We start from the raw sequence: 21,144 nt of genomic DNA on the forward strand, positions 1-21,144 counted from the left end.
TCTAAATCAAATTTATCATATTGCTATTCTCATCAGTACATTATGGAAAAATACTTATGGACCAGTCTGCGCAAATGAAGCTAACCGCCCCAACGCTTAGTGTTACTGATTTTAACCTACCGTCACTCCATTTACTGCATGATGAGGTTATAGCAACGCTTAAAGATACTGAAATTCATCTAGGTGAGTTCAATGATGATAGTAGTCAGGCGCCTTTGTTGTCAGACTCTATCGAAGTATTAAAGCAGCTGTCTTGTATTTTCAAACTGATTTCTTTGGTCGGTGCAGAAGCATTGAATGATGCCATTGTTGGTGGTTTACAGAGACTTTATGACAATGGTGATAATAACGATACTGATTTGATCATGGATCTATCAGAAGCCATCATGACCTTGGATCGTTATGTTGAGTTTGTCCTCTTGACTGAATCGGTAGAGCCTACTCTACTGATACCTGTAATCAACAAGCTTAATGCGCATAGTCAAGAAGCTCCTATTACGGCAGACTATTTCTCTGCATTTGGTAGCAGTAGTGTCATCATCGCCAACCCTGAACAAAACTTTGAATCTCTAAGCACGCTTAATCTAGACACAGAGCTGCTGACCAACGCGTATCGTAGTGGCCTTAGCATTGCACTACTCAATCAAGATGGCAAAATTGACTCAGCAGATCAGCAAAAGCTGGATGCTATGAGTGCAGCTTGTGCATTAATTGCCTCAAATACTGATAGCTTATTTTGGCAAGCGGCGACTGCTGCTGTGACTGATATCGCAGCAGTATTACCATTAAACCTAAGTCAAAAACACACACTTATTTATTTAGAGCAGCAATTTCAAAGCTATTTGCCAGTAATGGATATTCGTTTTGCAGATTTAGTGAGCTTTGCCTGTCAACGTGATAACGAGCAAGCGCAGCAATTACGTGAACAGTATGCAAGCAATCATTTAGAAGGTGCTCAGTTAGAACAAATGAAGCGCTTTTTATTCGGTCCTAACCGCGAACTTACTGATACGTTAAACACAATTATTCAAAATCAGATCAATAACATTAAAGAACACGTCGATAGTTATGCACGTGGCGATTCAATCAACCCTGTTGACATGCAGACAGCGCAGATTATTAAAGAGCTGACTGAACTGAGTTCGGCATTGCGTCTGTTAGGCCTGTCCAACGCAGCCAATAGTCTTAGCGAAGCAGCAGAAGCTGTGAGCCATTGGCAAGCGCCTTCTCCTGAAGATTTTGATCATTTGCTACTAGCATTAATGCATGCAGAGAACGCCACCATTGCTATGGCAGAGATGCATACACCAGGGGCAATCTATCTGCCACTGAATAACCCGCATATCTCATTGCATCAGCTTAATACGGCCAATGATACCTTGATACAAGAAAGCCGAACTGCGATTGCTAGTGCTGAGCAAGCCATCAATGATTATTTGGCGGAGCCTGAGCGCGACATGCTCAACATCCAAAATATTCCTGGGATGATGCGTCAAGTAGCAGGCGCAGTACGTTTCTTACAGTTGGCCACACCTGCCAGCATGCTGAGTCAGCTAGCCAACTATATCGAACAACGTATTGATGGCGGACGACGTATCGAAGACAGTACGTTAGCCTGTATCGCTGATGTTATCATGGCGGTTGATCATCACTTAGATGGTTTTGAGAATAATCGCCCTGTCAGCAAACAAGCGCTTGATGTGGGGCAGCAAAGCTTAAGCCACCTACTTGCTGCTTAACTTTTCTTATTGTCATGGCATGGTTATTATCTCTTAGCCATGACATCTCATTTACGTATAGATAATTCAAGATAATGTAGGTACGAGTCAGGCACGTGAAAGCGCTATATTCATTAGGTTAAACTAGCCTAGTCATTAGGCTGAACCAACCTGACAATATATATGGATATCTGGGTATCTGGTTTACATAGAATTGATGATATTTTACTCTTAATAAGTCTGTGTCTACGTCGATGCGGACTTACTTTATAATGTTTGGAATTTTATATGGCCCATGCTTTTGTATTAAGTGATGACAGTATCTTATGCCGTCAAATGCCAGATGGTTGGTGGCCTTTGCAAGTTCAGCTATCGTCTGATAGTAATGACTCAAATGAGCAAGCTTATCAAGTCGGTCATGTAACGCTGCACGAGAGCCTAGCACCAAATCATTGGTTATCAGACAACAACAATAGCGCTGGCAACCATGCAAAGGGTACGGTTGACGCCAATATGGCTCATAGCTTTACCGCTCAAGCGACGAGCGCCATGACTTATGACTATGCAGTTGCTCATAACGTGACGCTACCAATTATTGCTGAAAGCAGTGGTAACACCTTTGTTCCTTATCGAAAACTAATGACTCATTTGCCAGTCGCTTTATCAGATCAGATTAGCCAGGCAATACAACTATTAAGCTGGCAAGCAGATACGCAGTTTTGTAGTCGCTGTGCTAGCCCTACCGTGCATGCTGACCAAGGCGAACGTGCCATGGTTTGTCCAATATGTCGATTGCGCCAATACCCTCGCGTACAACCGTGCGTCATTACTGCTATTACTCGTCCAAATCCAGCGACAGGTGAGATGCAAATTTTACTGGCTCATCATCATCGTCATGGACAGCAAAACCTGCCGCCAATGTATGGTTTGATCGCAGGGTTTGTAGAAGTTGGAGAGAGTCTGGAGCATGCCGTAGTACGTGAAGTCGCAGAAGAGGTCAATATCAGAGTATCAGATATCCGCTATGTGAGCAGTCAGCCATGGCCATTCCCCTCTAATTTGATGCTTGGTTTTCGTGCATCGTATGCCAATGGCGATATTATCTTGCAAGAAGATGAGCTAGCACATGCTGATTTCTTTGATCTCTCAAACCTACCCAGAATTCCACCAAAGGGTAGTATCGCTCGCGATTTGATTGATCAAGTGGCTAAAGAACAAAATATAGATTTATAATCAGTACTTATCTATAAACACCACATTTCGCTATAGTATTGTATTTTCAATCTCATCTCTTTAAAATCGCTGCTCCTGTGATAAGCGTTTTACTTTAAATCTTATTTTTTAATAAGTAACACGCTAACCTGAGCAGTAAGACGCTGACAGAGCAGATGCTCTTATAGATACTGTTTTACAAAGACCGCTTTCTCAACCTTTTATCTCTATTTATACTAATACCAATTCTTACGACTGGTATTAAGGTCCTTAATTAAATGCAAAGTAGCACCAATATACGCTTAGTCAATCTACCTATCTTATTCGATGCATTACACATTGATACCTTGTCCGCTGACATACAGGCAAAAATTGCACGTGTGGATGCGTGTCTGCCACAGACGCAGTGCGGTCTATGTGAGCATCCAGATGGTTGCCTGCCATATGCCGCTGCAATTGTATTAGATGGCGAGCCGTATAATAAATGTGTGCCTGGTGGTCAGCCAGTCACCAATGCGATTGCTCAGACTCTCGATATAGATACTTCTAACACTACGCTGACGGCAGTGCCTTCACAGTGGCCAATAGATGCCACCTCTGAACGTCCGACTGAGGTTCATGCGGTTATCCGTGAAGATGACTGTATCGGCTGTACCAAATGCATTCCTGCTTGTCCAGTCGATGCTATCGTTGGTACTGGCAAGCATATGCATACGATTTTTACAGATTTGTGCACGGGCTGTGAGCTATGTATCGCGCCCTGCCCTGTTGATTGCATCGACTTAGTTACGATTGAGCGGGAAATATCTGAGCCTGAGCGAATAGCAGAGCAAGAGGATTTAAGACAACGCTACCACACTCATTTGAAACGTGTGACAGAACAGCTTGCTGATACGAGCAATAGTAGACCTGTCGTTAGTATGGTAGAGGCTAAGCTCAATAACGCAGCAAGCCAGTCTCTAAACATCAGTGAGTCGCAAGCGAAAAATACCATTGCGGCTGCCAAGCTCCGTACCAAAATCAAAAAACTGGAAAAGCAACTGAGTGTGCGTGCAAACGATAAGAAACAAGTAGAGCTCGAATCTTTACAAGCCGAGCTTGAGTCATTGCAAGTAGCGCTATAACGGTAATAGCTGATTACGCAATTAATGCGTTAATAAATTGATACTTTAATCATTAACATGAATGCTAACGCTAGCATATAATTTGGCACAATCATTCATCAAAATAATAGTCAAAATGCCATGAGTAAAACGGTCAAACATAAAACAGCTGACACACCGCCCTCTAGACGAATGCCCAATCGTGACGTGCGTCCATTCTTTGAAAAGCTAGCAGCGACTATTGATGAGCCTGTCACCGAACTTAATTATGATAGTAATTTTGAGTTACTTATCGCGGTAATTTTGTCCGCACAAGCGACTGATATCAGTGTCAATATTGCCACCAAGCAATTGTACCCTGTGGCCAATACGCCTGAGGCGATACTAGCATTAGGCGAAGACGGTCTCAAATCCTATATCAAAAACATTGGTCTATATAATGCCAAAGCAAAAAACGTCATAAAAACTTGCCGTGATTTGATTGAGAAATTTGATAGCACTGTTCCTGATAACCGCAAAGATTTAGAGTCACTGGCAGGTGTCGGCCGAAAAACTGCCAATGTCGTGTTGAATACGGCCTTTGGCCAGCCGACCATGGCCGTTGATACGCATATCTTTCGGGTGGGCAATCGTACTGGGCTTGCTACTGGCAAAACCGTACTCATTGTCGAAAAAAAGCTGGTCGAGCGCATCCCAGAAGACTTCATCGTAGACGCTCATCATTATCTTATCTTACACGGCCGCTATACTTGTCAGGCACGTACACCCAAATGCGGCGCTTGCCCTGTCTATGAAGAATGCATGTTCAAAGATAAAGCTGCATTTTTAGAGTTGTAACGTATTGTTCATTTCAAGCAAACGCTACTGCTAGCTAATCACTCAGCTAGATAAACCGCTATCCAGTAACCACCTTTGATTGCAGTGAACTGCTTGTTGAGCATTTCTTATAGTAGAGCAAGTGTTGCTCACTAGAGTTTTATAACGTTTCAAGGTAGAATAACCCTATTTTGCGTTAAGAGATTTTGGCTATTACCCTGCTTCTGATAAGGCAATCTGCACATTAGCGTTGTCTATTAGGGCAAGTACTGCTTCAACTCGTTACCGCCAAGACCATATTAGAGCGAGGCAGTATCATTTTATATATTGATTAAATGATAGTCAGCTCACCCTTTGGTCATATTTATTAGCAAAGATTTTAGTCAAAACCGATTTTAAATTAAGAAATACCGATTATCTGCCGCGTAAATGCGTGGTCAAAATTAATTAGAGCAGCACCCAGATGTGCTGCTTTTCCTACCCTTATTGATTCAATTAAGCGATCCCATTATGCGTGAATACAACTTATTTACCTCAGAATCTGTGAGCGAAGGCCATCCTGACAAAATGGCTGACCAAATATCAGACGCTATCCTTGACGCTATCTTACGTGAAGATCTGCACGCACGTGTAGCATGCGAAACCTTAGTAAAAACAGGCGCAGTCATACTTGCAGGTGAAATCACTACAACCGCAAATATCGATTTAGAACGTCTGGTTCGTGACACCGTAAATGGCATTGGCTATCACCATTCAGACCTAGGCTTTGATGGCGAGACTTGTGCAGTCATCAACATGCTAGGCAAACAATCTCCTGAAATCGCGCAAGGTGTCGATCGTAGCGACCCTGAAGAGCAAGGTGCAGGCGACCAAGGCTTGATGTTTGGTTATGCCAGTAATGAGACCGAAGTATTAATGCCAGCACCTATCGAGTATGCCCATCGTTTGATGGAGCGTCAGTCGGAGCTGCGCCGTGCAGGTGAGCTGCCATGGTTGCGTCCAGATGCCAAAGCGCAGGTGACCTTGAAGTATGACGGCAATCGTCCTGTCGCCATCGATGCTGTTGTATTATCAACACAGCATGATCCAAGCATCTCGCAGTCAGATCTACAAGAAGCTGTGATGGAATCTATCATTAAGCAAGTGCTACCAGCTGACTTATTGCACGCTGGCACACGCTATCATATCAACCCAACTGGTAAGTTTGTGATTGGCGGTCCTGTTGGTGATGCTGGTCTGACTGGTCGTAAAATTATTGTTGATACTTACGGCGGTATGGCACGTCATGGTGGCGGTGCGTTCAGTGGTAAAGATCCTTCAAAAGTGGATCGCAGTGCTGCTTACGCAGTACGTTATGTGGCCAAAAACATCGTAGCAGCAGGTCTTGCTGAGCGCTGTGAAGTACAGGTCAGCTATGCAATTGGTGTCGCTGAGCCGACTTCTATCTCTGTTAATACCTTTGGTACTAGCAAAATCAGCAACGATGAGATCATTCGCTTGATTCGTACTCACTTTGACCTACGCCCTTACGGCATTACCCGTATGTTGAACTTACTACAGCCAATGTATCAGCAGACTGCTACCTTTGGACACTTTGGTCGTCCAGGCTCAGAGACTGCCTTTACGTGGGAAAAAACAGACAAAGCTGATATCTTAAAAGCAGACGCTGGTTTATAAGAGTCATTACTTTAAAACGTTTGCCACCCATTTTTATATACTAAAAACTACTGACACTTATTATTAGGAGTTGCTTATGTCTCAAGACAATATTCAAGACCAAAACGCTGATGCTAACATTGAAATCACCCCTGAAATGCAGGCATTCTATCAACGTGCTGACGCTATCATCGGTATCGCCAACAGCCAGCTAGGTCCTGAAGCACATTCAGGTCAAGTAGGTGCTTCTTTATTGTATGCTGCAGCACGCTATAGCGCGTCAGTTGCCTCTATCGGCTTCGTCAAAGGTGATGATTTCGCTAAAGAAAAAGACGATATCGTCGAGTTTTATGTTAAACAGTATCGCCAAATGCTAAGCGATAATTTAACTGATTATGCTCAAAACTTTGACAAGTACGTGCAGCTAAACCAAGATGACAAACCAGCTGAATAAGCGAATGTCGTCAGTCTAGATGTCTTTCATTTAGACATGCTGTCGTAGTATCAATATTTGATGGCAGAAAACAAAACCCCAAGCTTAATTGAGCTTGGGGTTTTTTGTATGGTGTTTAAGTGGATAGCTATTGATAAATGAGCTACCATAAATACTTAAGCGTTTAGCCTCAATAGGCAAATCCATCAGCGATAACAGGACGCTATCGAATATTATTAATAAGGACATTTCTTATGAAACAAACTCTATCCAATTGTCGATTTTCCAAAATTAATCAATCTTCGTTCAAACCATTATCACTTATATTGATATTAGTTCTAGCTTTGACGGGCTGTAGCTCTATGTCTGATGTAGGCACGTCTGGTCAAACACCTACCCCATCCATTCCTGATATCAGTCAGCAGTTTGAAGATGCTCTTACTCAATGTCCACCCGCTAATCCTGCCAATAATATCTGTACGGCACAATATGAACCCGTCTGTGTAAAAACGAAAGTTGGATCAATTGTTAGCTACCGAACGGCTAGTAATGCCTGCTCAGCCTGTAATATTCCTGAAGCCATTGGTTATACAAAAGGCGAATGCAATTAATCTATAAAGCGATTATATCGAGATCTGCTGTGCTGAAAGCTGCTGTATTGGAAGACTTTCTATTAAAAATATTGAACATCCATAAAAATACCCAGCTTATGACAAGCTGGGTATTTTTGTAGCTGAGAAATAAACTCTAAAGCTTAAGCATCTTTCTCAAGTGCTGGTGGGCCTTTTAGTAGCTCTTCATCACGGAATTCATTGGCCGAGTTGTGCTCTGCTGACTCTTCTGTGGTGAACCATTGCTGATTACGATACAGTATCAAGCGATCGCGACTGAGGCCACGCAATAGAGAATACATCATCACGACGATCACAATAGCAAAAGGAAATCCTGAGACAATCGATGCCGCTTGTAATGCACTCAAACCACCTGCTGCCAATAGTACAGCAGCGATAACGCCTTCAGCACCTGCCCAAAACAAACGTTGAATCTTTGGCGGATTAGTATCGCCGCCCGAGGTCAGCATGTCGATAACAAAGCTAGCTGAATCTGATGACGTAACAAACCACAGTACAATCATGACCACGATGAGTAGGTTCACCGCATCAGTAAGTGGATAAGATTCCATGAGCTTAAAGATAGCACTGCCTGTATCTGCTTTAACGGCTTCGATCAGACCTGGACTAACGAGATTAGGATCTGCCGCTGCCATCAATTCCATATTTACCGCAGAACCACCAAAGGCGGTAAACCACAAGAAAAGTATCGTGATAGGAATTAATAATACACCTAGTATGAACTCACGAATGGTACGGCCACGAGAAATACGCGCAACAAACACCCCTACGAATGGTGACCAGCTGATCCACCAAGCCCAATAAAAAATCGTCCAAGAAGCTTGCCAGTTTTCTTCGCCTCTATAAGACTCTGTCCATAGACCTAACGGCACGATTTGATGCAAATAGTTGCCGATGTTTTCTACGAAGCTATTAAAAATAAACTGCGTAGGCCCAAAGATAATCACAAAACTTAGCAATATCACAGTGAACAATATATTGGTATCACTTAGACGCTTGATGCCTTTATCCAATCCCATAAACAGAGACAACCCTGCTAGCATGGTGATAAGGCCAATCAAAATAATCTGCACCGTAATATTATTGGGTATACCAAATAACGTCTCAAGGCCTGAGTTAATCTGCAAAACGCCAAGACCTAACGTGGTCACTACCCCAAACATCGTACCAAACACGGCGAGCGTATCTACCGTATGCCCCCAACCGCCGTAGATCTTTTTACCCAATATTGGATAAAGTGTCGAACGGATAGCCAGTGGTAAACCTACTCGATAATGAAAATATGCGAGCGATAGCGCAACCATGCCATATAGCGCCCATACATGTAGACCATAATGTAGGAACGAGATATTCATCGCTTGCTTGGCAGCGGCAACTGTCTCCGCCTCGCCTAATGGTGGTGCCATAAAGTGATACAGCGGCTCAGCGGTGCCCCAATAAAGCAGCCCAATACCGATACCTGCTGAAAACAGCATACCAATCCAAGAAACCATATTGTACTCTGGCCTCTCATTCTGATGACCGAGTCTGATATCGCCGTAGCGGCTAAATATCATATAAATACTCATGACCAATGTTAAATTGACCACGACAATAAAGAACCAGCCGAAGCGTAAAGAGACAAATGCTTTTGCTTGGTTAAATACCACTTCTGCCTGTTCATTGAATAAAGCGCCAAAAATAATGAACGCCAGTATCAAGATTGCTGAAGTCAAAAATACAGGTTTACTTACCCGCGGAAAAGGGCCTAATCGGCCAACTTTTACATGATCCATAGGTATATCCCCAAAAAAGTGCGTAACCATACCAAGGTATGAACGAATTATCAAATATAACACCTTGTAAATACTACCGAATGTATATAAATGGTAGTAACATTTCGGTAATAATTTTCAACAATACGAATTTATCCTGAATAAATTTAAGTATCTTTACCCAACAAAGAAGCCCCAATTTAAAAATAAATTGGGGCTTCTTCTATCAAAAGCTTAAATAGCAGTCTTACTTTTACCTACTTTTAGTCACCTTTAACAATCTTAGGTGGCCCTTTTAGCAGATGCTCATCAGCAAATTCATCTGCCGAGTTATGATCTGCTGATTCTTCAGTAATATAATGCTGCTGCGCTCTATATAGTATCAGTCGATCACGACTCAAACCACGCAGTAGCGCATACATCATTGCAAATATAACCAAGGCAAATGGCAATCCTGCTACGATAGCGGCTGCTTGTAACGCGCTCAATCCACCAGCAGCCAACAACACAGCAGCAATGACACCTTCAGTGCTTGCCCAAAATAAACGTTGAATCTTTGGCGGATTGGTATCACCACCAGCCGTCAGCATATCGATGACAAAACTTGCTGAATCTGATGAGGTCACGAACCACAATACAATCATAATCACAATCATAAATGTGATGGGTTGCGCCAATGGATAGTATTCAACCAATTTAAAAATGGCACTACCAAAATCTGTTTGTACCGCCTCGACCAGTCCAGGACTAACCAACGCTGGATCAATAGCAGCGAGCAGCTCCATATGAATAGCAACGCCGCCGAAAGTTGAAAACCAAAAGAACAATATGGCCATAGGAATAAGTAACACCCCAAGTACAAACTCTCTAATCGTACGACCACGGCTGATACGAGCAATAAACACGCCGACAAATGGTGCCCAACTTACCCACCATGCCCAATAAAATATCGTCCATGCTGACTGCCAGTTTGCCTCACCTTCATAAGACTCTCCCCATAGACCTAATGGTACAACCACTGAAAGATAGTTGCCGATATTTTCTAGGAAGCTATCAAAAATGAAAAGCGTCGGCCCTAAGACGACCATAAAACCAAGTAGAATAGCCGTCAAACCGATATTCACATCGCTTAGACGCTTGATACCCTTATCCAAGCCCATCATGACAGAACAGGCGGCTAAAGCAGTAACAAAAGCAATCAGAGCGATTTGTATTGTGAGGTTATTAGGAATACCAAATAATTTCTCAAGCCCTGAGTTGATTTGCATAACCCCAAGACCGAGTGACGTCACCACACCAAACATCGTACCGAATACGGCTAAGATATCAACGGCATGACCCCACGAGCCATATATCTTTTTACCCAATATAGGATAAAGGGTTGAGCGAATCGATAGTGGTAAGCCACGGCGAAAATGGAAATAGGCTAAAGATAGCGCTACAATCGCGTACAATGCCCAAGCATGTAAGCCCCAATGTAAAAAGGTAATATTCATCGCCTGTTTGGCGGCTTCTATCGTTTCCTTTTCACCGAGTGGCGGTGCCATAAAGTGATGTAAGGGCTCTGCTGTACCCCAGTAGACAAGTCCAATACCGATGCCAGCAGAGAACAGCATACCGATCCACGAAAATAGACTGTACTGTGGTGTCTCAGTTTGAGCACCAAGACGAATATCGCCATAACGGCTCATAGACAAATAAACACAAAGTCCTAAGGCCACATTAACGAGAATAATGAAAAACCAACCAAATTTATCGGTAATAAAGCCTTGTAAAAAACTGAACAACGTACCGGCAGATTCAGTAAAAAAAACGCCAAGAACAATAAATATAATAATAAGTAATGCTGAAGTTAAAAAAACAGGTTTACTTACCCGCGGGAAAGGGCCTAACCTGCCAACTTTTACATGATCCATAGGTATATCCCCAAAAAAGAGCGTAACCATAGCAAGGTATGAACGAATCACTAAATATAACACCATGTAAATACTGCCGAATGTATAGAAATCGTAGTAACATTGCAGCAATAATATTTCGACAAACTGAATTTGTTCTGAACAAATTTAAATATCTTTACCCAATAAAGAAGCCCCAATTTACTTTTAAATTGGGGCTTCTTCTATTAAAAGCTTAAGTAGCTGTCTTAATCCTATCTACTTCTTAGTCACCTTTAACAATCTTAGGTGGCCCTTTTAGCAGATGCTCATCAACGAATTCATTCGCTGAGTTATGGTCTGCTGATTCATCCGTAATAAAGCCTTGTTGCGCTCTGTATAGAATCAGACGATCGCGACTCAAACCACGCAGTAGCGCATACATCATGACAAAGACCACTAAGGCAAACGGTAGTCCCGCTACGATAGCCGCCGCCTGTAGCGCAGACAATCCACCAGCCGCTAGCAAGATAGCGGCGATAACGCCTTCTGTCGTCGCCCAAAATAAGCGCTGGATTTTAGGTGGGTTGGTATCGCCACCAGCAGTCAACATATCGATGACAAAGCTAGCAGAATCTGACGAGGTCACGAACCATAGCATAATCATGACGACAATCAGTAGCGTAATTGGTTTTGCCAATGGGTAGTATTCAACCAGTTTAAAGATGGCACTACCAGAATCCGCTTGTACTGCTTCAACCAATCCTGGGCTAACACCTGACAGAGCAGAAGCAAGCTCCATATGAACAGCAACGCCGCCAAAGGTGGTAAACCAGAAGAACAAAATCAGCATTGGAATCAGTAGTACACCAAGCGTAAATTCACGGATAGTACGGCCACGAGAGATACGAGCAATAAAGATACCAACGAATGGTGCCCAGCTTACCCACCATGCCCAATAAAATATCGTCCAACTACTTTGCCAATCTGTACCGCTATAAGACTCACCCCATGTACCTAGAGGTACAATCACAGTCAGATAGTTGCCGATGTTTTCGATAAAGCTATCAAAGATAAATAGCGTTGGTCCTAAGATGACCATAAACGCTAATAAGACGATAGTGAAACCAATATTGATATCACTTAAACGCTTAATACCTTTATCCAAACCCATCAAGACTGAAGCTGCTGCTAGCGCTGTGATGAAAGCGATCAAACCAAACTGTACGGTAAGACTGTTAGGCATACCAAACAGCTTTTCGAGTCCAGAGTTGATCTGCATAACCCCAAGCCCGAGTGAGGTAACCACACCAAACATCGTACCAAACACAGCCAAGATATCGACCGTGTGTCCCCAACGACCATAGATCTTTTTACCAAGTAAAGGATACAAAGTAGATCGAATCGATAATGGTAGGCCGCGACGGAAATGGAAGTACGCTAAAGATAGCGCTACAATCGTATAAATCGCCCAAGCATGTAGACCCCAATGCATAAACGAGATATTCATTGCTTGCTTGGCGGCTTCTACTGTCTCGGCATCGCCCATTGGTGGTGCCATAAAGTGATACAACGGCTCGGCTGTACCCCAGTAGACAAGTCCAATACCGATGCCGGCAGAGAATAGCATGCCAATCCAAGAGAACAGATTGTACTGCGGTCGTTCTGTTTGGTTACCTAGTCGAATATCACCATAGCGACTCATTGCCAAGTAAATACAAAGCGCAAGCGCAGTATTAACTAGAATAATGAATAGCCAACCAAACTTATCGGTAATAAAATTTTGTAAAAAACTAAAAACAGCCCCTGCTGTTTCGGTGAAAAACGCACCGAAAATAATAAAGCCAACAATCAGCAGTGACGATGTAATAAACACAGGTTTACTTACCCGCGGAAAAGGTCCTAATCTGCCTACTTTTACTTCTTCCATGTGCAAGTCTCAAATTTCAAGGAACGTTACCTTAACAAAATAGGTCTTAACTATCAATCTATTACAAAATAAAACTTGATAAAACTATTAATTTACTCTAAAAGAATTCGATAGTTTTATTAAAATAATTAAATATACAGGTAGATAAATACGTCTTTAATTTGATGTTTTTTCAATATTGTTTCGATGTTATTTGGGCAATAATCTGAGTAATTGTGCATCATTACCGTCTTCAAGTGTCCACACTTGCCCGTCTACTGCTAGCACACTGCGTACACGCTCTCCCATGTCATAGCGATAACGCTCAGCCGCGGTATTGTCGTCGTTTATGCCCACTACGATAAGCGCTTTAGACGATAAGCCACTGATAAGCGCATTGCCCTGCCAGCTAGGAAAGTCATTATGAGTACCAGCCGCATAGATGCTCATAGCAGATGGTGATATGACAGGTGTCCAAGTAATTTTGGGTGCCGCAAACTCTGGCTTAGTATCATGGTCAGGAATATCTAGACCTGAATAATTGCGTCCATTGGATACCACTGGCCAGCCATAGTTGTTACCCTTCTCAATAATATTAAATTCATCCCCGCCCTTTGGTCCCATCTCGTGCGCCCAAAGCTGTCCGCTATCGTCAAATGCCATACCAAGCACATTGCGATGTCCGATGGTCCAAAACTGTTTGGCCAACTCATTATCAGTAAACGGATTGTCTGTCGGGGCGTTACCATCAGGACTCAACCGTATTATCTTACCCAAATTACCACTCATGTCTTGTGCTGGGTCTTTGTCTTGACGCTCGCCTGAGCTGATATATAGATAGCGGCCATCGGGTGAAAACAGCAGGCGATGACTATAATGTCCTTGCCCTGTGACTTTCGGAGACTGTTGCCAGATAGGTGTGATACCTTGCAACGTAGGTGTGGCTGTCTCTAATCCTGAGAGTGTCGCCTTGATCACTTTGGCACCAAATTTATTGCTATCATTTCCTGTTCCTGCTTCCGCGTAGCTAAGATAGACGGTATTGGACGTCGCAAAATCTGGAGCCACGATGATGTCTCCCAAGCCGCCTTGACCACCGTAAGCGACTGTAGGAACGCCTTCGATTTTGGACTTATTACCCGTCGCGGTATCTACGATAAATAGCTCACCTGTTTTTTGTGTTACTAGTAATTTTGGCGCTTTGCTATCTGTAATGGGTAACGCTGTCATGGCCCAAGGCTCATCAAAGGTTGCGACCGCTTTGGTTGTAAACTCAGGCTTGTCCGCGCTAACTTGAGCATCACTTGTCTGCATGTCTGCTTTAGAGGTTTGCATCTCTTTCTGTTCTGGTACGTTGTTGCTGGTATTGACGGTTGCAGGGTTGGAGCAAGCTGATGTGCTGAACAATAAAGCCGCGATTATTAACGGCGATGTTAAGGGGAGGCTTACACGTTCAATATGGATCATCATCATCTTTCCTCTTTATCCAGTTTGCACTTATATGATTAGTCGTTCATTTATTTATAGCATAGTCTTGATATTTAAATGGTAAAAGAATAGTAGCGTAAAACGCCCTTTCTCAAATGAGAAACCCCTTATCTACGCTTGCAGATAAGGGGCTGATTTTAAGAGTATCGTTAGATCATAAAGACATCGATGCCAATGTGATTAGCTCATTCTAAGCTTATCAAAGGTTAGCTTGTCATCGGCACCTACATCGACTTTGATAATATCACCAGCGACAAAATCACCTGCCAATAGCTTCAATGATAATGGGTTTTCAATCTCTTGTTGAATGGCACGCTTCAAAGGACGAGCACCATAAACAGGGTCATAACCCACGGCAACCAATTTATTCATCGCATCTGCTGACAGCTCAATATCCATCTCACGCTCTTGGATACGCTGACGTAAGCGATTCAGTTGAATATCTGCAATACCTGCCATCTGCGACATACCAAGCGGATGGAAGACTACGATTTCATCAATACGGTTGACGAACTCTGGACGGAAATGCTGCCCAACAGAATCCATTACTTCCGCTTTGATATCATCGTAACTTTCACCTACCATTTCTTGAATCTTATGCGAACCCAAGTTACTGGTCATGATAATCACAGTGTTTTTGAAATCTACCACCCGACCTTGCGAATCGGTTAAGCGACCATCGTCCAATACTTGCAGCAAGATGTTGAATACATCAGGATGCGCCTTCTCTACTTCATCGAACAATATGACGCTGTACGGCTTACGGCGTACTGCTTCAGTCAATGTACCGCCTTCTTCATAGCCAACATAGCCTGGAGGCGCTCCTACGAGGCGGCTGACACTGTGTTTTTCCATATACTCACTCATGTCGATACGTACAATCGCATCTTCAGAGTCAAACAAGAAGTTTGCTAGTGATTTGGTCAGCTCAGTTTTACCAACACCAGTAGGTCCCAAGAACAAGAACGAACCAGAAGGACGATTTGGATCAGATAAGCCTGCACGGCTACGACGTACCGCATTGGCCACCGATTCGACCGCTTCGTTTTGACCGATAACACGCTCATGGAGCTTTTCTTCCATTGCGATCATCTTATCACGCTCGCCTTGCATCATTTTGCTGACTGGAATACCAGTCGCGGCCGCAACCACTTCGGCGATTTCATTGTCTGTCACCTTATTACGTAGCAATTTGACACCGCTACCTTCACCTGTCTGTTCTTTTTGCTCTGCCAAGTCAGACTCATGAATACGTCGTTCTAACTGCGGAATGGTTTCGTATTGCAGCTTACTCATGGTCTCATAATCGCCTTCTCGGCTAGCCTTGTCATACGCAATACGGGCTTTATCTAGCTCGTCTTTTAGCTGTTGACTGCCTTTGACCAGTGCTTTCTCTGCCTGCCAAACCTCGTTGAGATCAGCATACTCTTTTTCCAATTCCGCTATTTGCGCATCGAGCACTTTACGCTCGGCTTGCGCGCCAGCATCTTCTTCATTTTTGAGCACTTCACGCTGCATTTTTAATTGAATCAAACGGCTATCAAGCTTACCTAATGATTCAGGCTTGCTATCCATCTCCATGCGCAGACGACTGGCCGCTTCGTCAATTAAATCAATCGCTTTATCTGGTAGCTTACGGTCAGTGATATAGCGATGACTCATGCGCGCAGCAGCGATAATGGCACTATCTTGAATATCGACGCCATGATGCAGCTCGTAACGCTCTTTTAGACCACGTAATATCGCAATGGTATCTTCGACCGTTGGCTCATCGACTAGTACTTTTTGGAAACGACGCTCAAGCGCTGCATCTTTTTCGATGTACTTGCGGTATTCATCAAGCGTCGTTGCACCAACACAATGTAGCTCACCGCGAGCTAGTGCAGGTTTTAGCATATTACCCGCATCCATTGCACCTTCAGATTTACCCGCACCAACCATCGTATGTAGCTCATCGATGAATAGGATGACATTGCCTTCTTGCTTGGCCAAATCACTGAGTACGCTTTTGAGGCGCTCTTCAAACTCACCGCGGAATTTCGCCCCTGCAATCAGTGCGCCTAAGTCTAACGACAGCACTTCTTTACGGCGCAGACCTTCTGGCACGTCACCATTGATGATTTTTTGCGCCAAGCCTTCAACGATAGCCGTCTTACCAACGCCCGGCTCGCCGATGAGTACAGGGTTGTTTTTGGTACGGCGTGATAGCACCTGAATGGTACGGCGAATCTCTTCATCACGGCCAATGACTGGATCTAGCTTGCCAAGCTCCGCTTGTTCAGTCAGGTTGATCGTATATTTGTTGAGTGCATCACGCTGATCTTCTGCGTTTTGGTTATTCACCGTATCGTCGCCACGCAGCTGCTCAATCACAGCTTTTAGTTTGCTAGCCGTTACGCCTGCACTTTCAAATATCTTTTTGGTTTCACCCTGCTCAGCAAGTGCCAACATGACCCATTCCGTCGCGATAAAATCATCGCCTTCTTTTTGCGCCTGACGATCAGCCAAGTTCAAGATTTTGACCGAGTTTGGGTTCAGGTTGACGTCACCTGTCGGCTCCGAAATCGTTGCTTGATTGTCCAATGCTTTGGCAACACCATTTTTTAGCGCTGGAATAGAAGCACCTGCTTGTTGGCAGATAGATAAATTAGACTCATCTTGTAGTAAGACCGCAAGCAAATGCACAGGATCAATACCCGTATGATCGCGACCTAATGCTAGGCTCTGTGCTTCTTGAATGGCGGATTGCAGTTTTTGAGTAAACTTCTCAAATCTCATGTCTATATCCTTTTATAATTGGTATTCTCAGTAGCACCTCTAAGGACTATCTTAGTCTAGTGCCTACTGTTATCTGTCACTTATATAAGGTATATATATACCTATTTCAAGACGATTACCAAATAAAACCTTACTTAAAGCAATGATATTTACTATTAATAATATTTAAATGAGCTATTAATATCAGTTAAAGGTAGTTAGTAGATAAGTTATGCCATTTTATCAATGAAAATTAAAAATAAATCTCCATTGGATACGGTAATGAGCAATGTACCTATTTGGCATAGACCCAATCATAAACCGACTATTCTACTCCACGATTTCGATAGGAGTACCAAGTGTCACCGCTGCCATAATTTCATCCATCTCATCATTGGTGACCGCGATACAACCATCGGTCCAATCGCGTTGTTGATTCAACCAGCCCAAATGTGCAAAGCCATTCATTTGCCCATGAATCATAATATCGCCGCCCGGATTGACCCCTACTGACTTCGCTCGTGCCTTGTCTTCATCATTTGGATAGCTAATATGAATGGAACGATACGCGATAGAGTTCTCATTTTTATAATCTAAGGTATAAACTCCAACGGGCGTACGCTGATCGCCTTCTTGTTGCTTATGACCTGATGGACTGCCCCCTAGCGCAATACGATATGACTTAATGGCTTTACCATCGCTCATCAGTTTTAAGATACGATCTGATTTGTCGACGAAGACTCGATCAATGACTGCCGACACAGGAATGGGGTTTTTGGATGTTGAGGAGTTTTTGGCATAAGCAATAGCACTGGTGCTTATAATAGCAACAAGGCTAATGCCTATAAGCAACCAATACGTGCGCTGCTTATTTGACGGGTGAAATTTATTATAAAAAAATAGCATATGCTTTGATCCTCACAATTAATTTTTCGTCATTAATCATATGTATCAAAGCACTATGCCAGATTCTGTATATACGTTTTGTGCAAAAATAATGAATCAATCGCTGTGCTGTTACACCATGCGAATCGCACCATCTAAGCGGATGACTTCACCATTTAGATAGGCATTGTCAATGATATGAGTGACCAATTTGGCAAACTCATTAGGAGCGCCTAAACGTTTAGGATAAGGCACGCCTGCCTCTAACTGTTCGCGTGCTTTTTCAGGAATGCTCTCCATCATCGGCGTAGCAAAAACACCCGGTGCGATAGTCATCACGCGAATGCCATGACGTGCCAGCTCACGAGCAAGCGGCAAGGTTAGGCCAACCACGCCTGCTTTGGACGAGGAATAGCTGGCTTGACCTACTTGACCATCGAAGGCTGCGATAGAGGCTGTATTAATAATAATACCTTGATCGGCATTTTTTCCTACATGGTTCTTTTCTACATCCTCGCCTGCATTGCTATCACTAGCTATGCGCTTGGCAATGCTAGCAGCGACCAAACGGGCGACATTAAATGAACCGACCAGATTGACATTGACCCCACGGCTAAATGCCTCAAGGTCTGCCGGATTATTATCGCGATCTAGCAGCTTTTGTACCACGACGATACCAGCACAGTTAATTGACCCTTGTAAGCCGCCAAAAGCTGACTCTGCCATTTCAACGGCTGATTGCACTTCATCGCCGTTAGTGATGTCACAGCGTACAAAGCGCGCGCGATCACCCAACTCAGCGACCAATGCTTGCCCAGCAGATTCATTTAAATCAGCGATAACGACGTTACCACCTTGACCTACAATCGCGCGAGCCACTGATTCGCCCAAACCTGATGCGCCGCCTGTGACCAAAAAGCTGTTTTCTTTAACTTGCATGATTATTCCTTTAAATTTTTGCTTCTTATTAGATATTTTTCTATTAAATTTATAGACGATTCACCAATTCATTTATGCAGCAGATAGACTACGCAGCAAAAAGCGTTGAATCTTGCCACTTGGCGTTTTCGGCAGTTCTGTCACAAACTCGACCTCACGTGGATAGGCATGAGTGGATAGACGTTTGCGCACCAGCTCTTGGATTTCTTTAGCGATTTGCTCACTGCCTTCGATGCCATCTTTTAGCACCACATAAGATTTGATCGTATGTCCACGCACTTCGTCTGGCACGCCTACTGCCGCTGATTCTGCCACTGCTTCATGCTCTAAGACGGTATTTTCGACATCAGTAGGCCCTACGCGATAACCTGCAGTAATAATGATGTCATCATCACGGCCTGAGAACCAATAACTGCCATCACTGTGGCGCTCGACCACGTCGCCTGTCAGATAGTAGTCATCTACAAAGGCTTGTTTTTCATTCCAGCTATAACCCCGGAAATAAAACGCAGGTGATTGACTGACGACGACTGCTAGCTGCCCTTGCTCACCATCTGGCAGTACATTCATGTCATCATCTAGTACGACTAGCGTATGACCTGGGAGCGCCATACCCATCGAGCCAACAGGACATTCATGTATCAGTGCATGATGCGCACAGCAAGTCATGCCCGTTTCTGTTTGCCCATATTGATCTTTTACTTGGCAGTTTAGATAGGTTTCGACCCAGTTGACCACTTCGGTGTTTAGCGTCTCTCCTGCTGAATTGGCACAGCGCAAAGACAGCTTGGCGTTAGTATCGTTATGAGCGCCTTCATTAACACTATCAAACACGCCGCTAGACTTCATCATTCGAAATGCAGTTGGTGAAGAGGCCAAATTGGTAATCTTATGACGCACCATAAACTCACGGGTATTGGTCGCGTCAAATCCTGCTTCATTAAAATAAGTCGTGATACCCAATAGCAGAGGCCCTGTGATGGCATAGTACAAGCCATACGCCCAGCCTGGATCTGCCATGTTCCAATATTGATCATCTTTGCGTAGGTCGATGGCATAACGCATATATAGGTAAAAAGCAGGTAACGCAGTCAATGGAACACTGACGCCTTTTGATTTACCGACTGTACCAGAGGTGAACATTTGCAAGAATGGCGCATCTGTATCGAGCGTTACTGGTTCAATCGTTTGCGACTGTGCTTCCATAGACTGGATATAGTGATCGTCACCCCATGTCTGAGCATCCTCAGTACTACCGACCAACACCATTTTGGTTTGCTCAGCCAAATCTTCAAACTTACTGCGATTTTCTAAGTTAGTAAAAACGACTTTGGTATCGGCTTTATCCATCCGATATTTGATTGAATCATAGCCAAACGCGGTAAATAGCGGCTGATATACCGCCCCGATACGCCATGTCGCCAATACAACGGTCAGCAGCTCTGGCGTGCGCGGTAGCATCGTCGCTACCTTATCTCCCGCTTTTACCCCATACGACTGTAGCAAGTTAGCGATTTGAGCACTCGCTTTGTCAAGCTCACCAAAAGTCATGCGCGTTACATTGCCTGTCGTGTCTTCGTGTACTAACGCAGCATTGTCAGCGCGGCCATCGCGTACATGGCGACCACAGCAAGCCATATAAGCATTTAGTCGATCGTCCACCTGCTCGCCAAAGATTTCTGACAGCAATGTATCCATATCAAAATTATTATAGTAATCGGTATAGTTTTTTGGTACGAAGGTAGTGTCTGTATCAATATTCGTCGGAGTTTGAGAGGTGGTGTTCATAAGCTAATCCTTTAGCAATAGCAGGTAACTGGTAAAATGGTATTTATGATTGAAAAACGGCCACATCCTATAGACCGTTTCATAGGTTCGTATTTATCATGCTCTATTAGTAACGCATTTCTACGTTTATTTCAATACATAACGTATCATTTTTATTTTATAGAAATAGAGGTAATCTAT

General features: G+C 43.6%; 15 protein-coding genes. 7 read left to right on the forward strand and 8 right to left on the reverse strand.

Translation table 11 applies throughout. From position 1 onward, the window contains the following. Positions 1 to 56: 56 nt before the first annotated feature. The 7 genes from JMX91_RS03880 (at position 57) to JMX91_RS03910 (ending at position 7,549) form a co-directional block, all read left to right on the forward strand. Positions 57 to 1,739 (forward strand): hypothetical protein, encoded by a 1,683-nt coding sequence (locus JMX91_RS03880; RefSeq protein WP_201547744.1) that lies wholly within the window; start codon positions 57 to 59, stop codon positions 1,737 to 1,739. 267 nt (positions 1,740 to 2,006) lie between these two features. Continuing rightward, entirely contained in the window at positions 2,007 to 2,951 is a 945-nt protein-coding gene (nudC, locus tag JMX91_RS03885; RefSeq protein ID WP_201547745.1) for an NAD(+) diphosphatase, read from the forward strand. A gap of 257 nt (positions 2,952 to 3,208) precedes the next feature. Continuing rightward, on the forward strand, positions 3,209 to 4,054 hold the full coding sequence (locus JMX91_RS03890) for an RnfABCDGE type electron transport complex subunit B (RefSeq protein ID WP_201547746.1): 846 nt from the start codon (positions 3,209 to 3,211) through the stop codon (positions 4,052 to 4,054). A gap of 120 nt (positions 4,055 to 4,174) precedes the next feature. Beyond that, on the forward strand, positions 4,175 to 4,870 hold the full coding sequence (nth, locus tag JMX91_RS03895; RefSeq protein ID WP_201547747.1) for an endonuclease III: 696 nt from the start codon (positions 4,175 to 4,177) through the stop codon (positions 4,868 to 4,870). 489 nt (positions 4,871 to 5,359) lie between these two features. Continuing rightward, on the forward strand, positions 5,360 to 6,526 hold the full coding sequence (metK, locus tag JMX91_RS03900; RefSeq protein ID WP_057760687.1) for a methionine adenosyltransferase: 1,167 nt from the start codon (positions 5,360 to 5,362) through the stop codon (positions 6,524 to 6,526). Positions 6,527 to 6,602: 76 nt separating this feature from the next. Next, entirely contained in the window at positions 6,603 to 6,959 is a 357-nt protein-coding gene (locus tag JMX91_RS03905) for a DUF3144 domain-containing protein (RefSeq protein ID WP_102078350.1), read from the forward strand. Between the two features lie 341 nt (positions 6,960 to 7,300). Next, positions 7,301 to 7,549: a hypothetical protein gene (locus tag JMX91_RS03910; RefSeq protein ID WP_201547748.1), complete on the forward strand. Its 249-nt coding sequence runs from the start codon at positions 7,301 to 7,303 to the stop codon at positions 7,547 to 7,549. Between the two features lie 143 nt (positions 7,550 to 7,692). On the opposite strand, the gene JMX91_RS03915 is transcribed toward JMX91_RS03910, so the two are convergent. The 8 genes from JMX91_RS03915 to JMX91_RS03950 form a co-directional block, all read right to left on the reverse strand. Continuing rightward, on the reverse strand, positions 7,693 to 9,345 hold the full coding sequence (locus JMX91_RS03915; protein ID WP_201547749.1) for a BCCT family transporter: 1,653 nt from the start codon (positions 9,343 to 9,345) through the stop codon (positions 7,693 to 7,695). 242 nt (positions 9,346 to 9,587) lie between these two features. Beyond that, entirely contained in the window at positions 9,588 to 11,240 is a 1,653-nt protein-coding gene (locus JMX91_RS03920; protein WP_201547750.1) for a BCCT family transporter, read from the reverse strand. Between the two features lie 244 nt (positions 11,241 to 11,484). Further along, on the reverse strand, positions 11,485 to 13,128 hold the full coding sequence (locus tag JMX91_RS03925) for a BCCT family transporter (protein ID WP_160021307.1): 1,644 nt from the start codon (positions 13,126 to 13,128) through the stop codon (positions 11,485 to 11,487). Positions 13,129 to 13,317: 189 nt separating this feature from the next. Next, the gene (locus JMX91_RS03930) at positions 13,318 to 14,577 is read right to left on the reverse strand and encodes a PQQ-dependent sugar dehydrogenase (protein WP_201547835.1); all 1,260 of its coding nucleotides are present in this window, start codon (positions 14,575 to 14,577) and stop codon (positions 13,318 to 13,320) included. Positions 14,578 to 14,775: 198 nt separating this feature from the next. Further along, positions 14,776 to 17,373, reverse strand: coding sequence for an ATP-dependent chaperone ClpB (clpB, locus tag JMX91_RS03935; protein WP_201547751.1), 2,598 nt, complete (start codon positions 17,371 to 17,373; stop codon positions 14,776 to 14,778). A 309-nt stretch (positions 17,374 to 17,682) separates the two neighbouring features. Further along, a complete protein-coding gene (locus JMX91_RS03940; RefSeq protein WP_201547753.1) occupies positions 17,683 to 18,258 on the reverse strand; it encodes a L,D-transpeptidase family protein in 576 nt (191 codons plus the stop codon). 111 nt (positions 18,259 to 18,369) lie between these two features. Further along, complete coding sequence (locus JMX91_RS03945; protein WP_201547755.1) at positions 18,370 to 19,176, reverse strand: SDR family NAD(P)-dependent oxidoreductase; 807 nt, start codon at positions 19,174 to 19,176, stop codon at positions 18,370 to 18,372. A gap of 72 nt (positions 19,177 to 19,248) precedes the next feature. Then, positions 19,249 to 20,964, reverse strand: a complete 1,716-nt coding sequence (locus tag JMX91_RS03950) for an AMP-binding protein (protein WP_201547757.1) — start codon at positions 20,962 to 20,964, stop codon at positions 19,249 to 19,251. Positions 20,965 to 21,144 lie beyond the last annotated feature (180 nt).

This window comes from Psychrobacter sp. Pi2-1, from assembly GCF_904846645.1.
Classification (GTDB): domain Bacteria; phylum Pseudomonadota; class Gammaproteobacteria; order Pseudomonadales; family Moraxellaceae; genus Psychrobacter.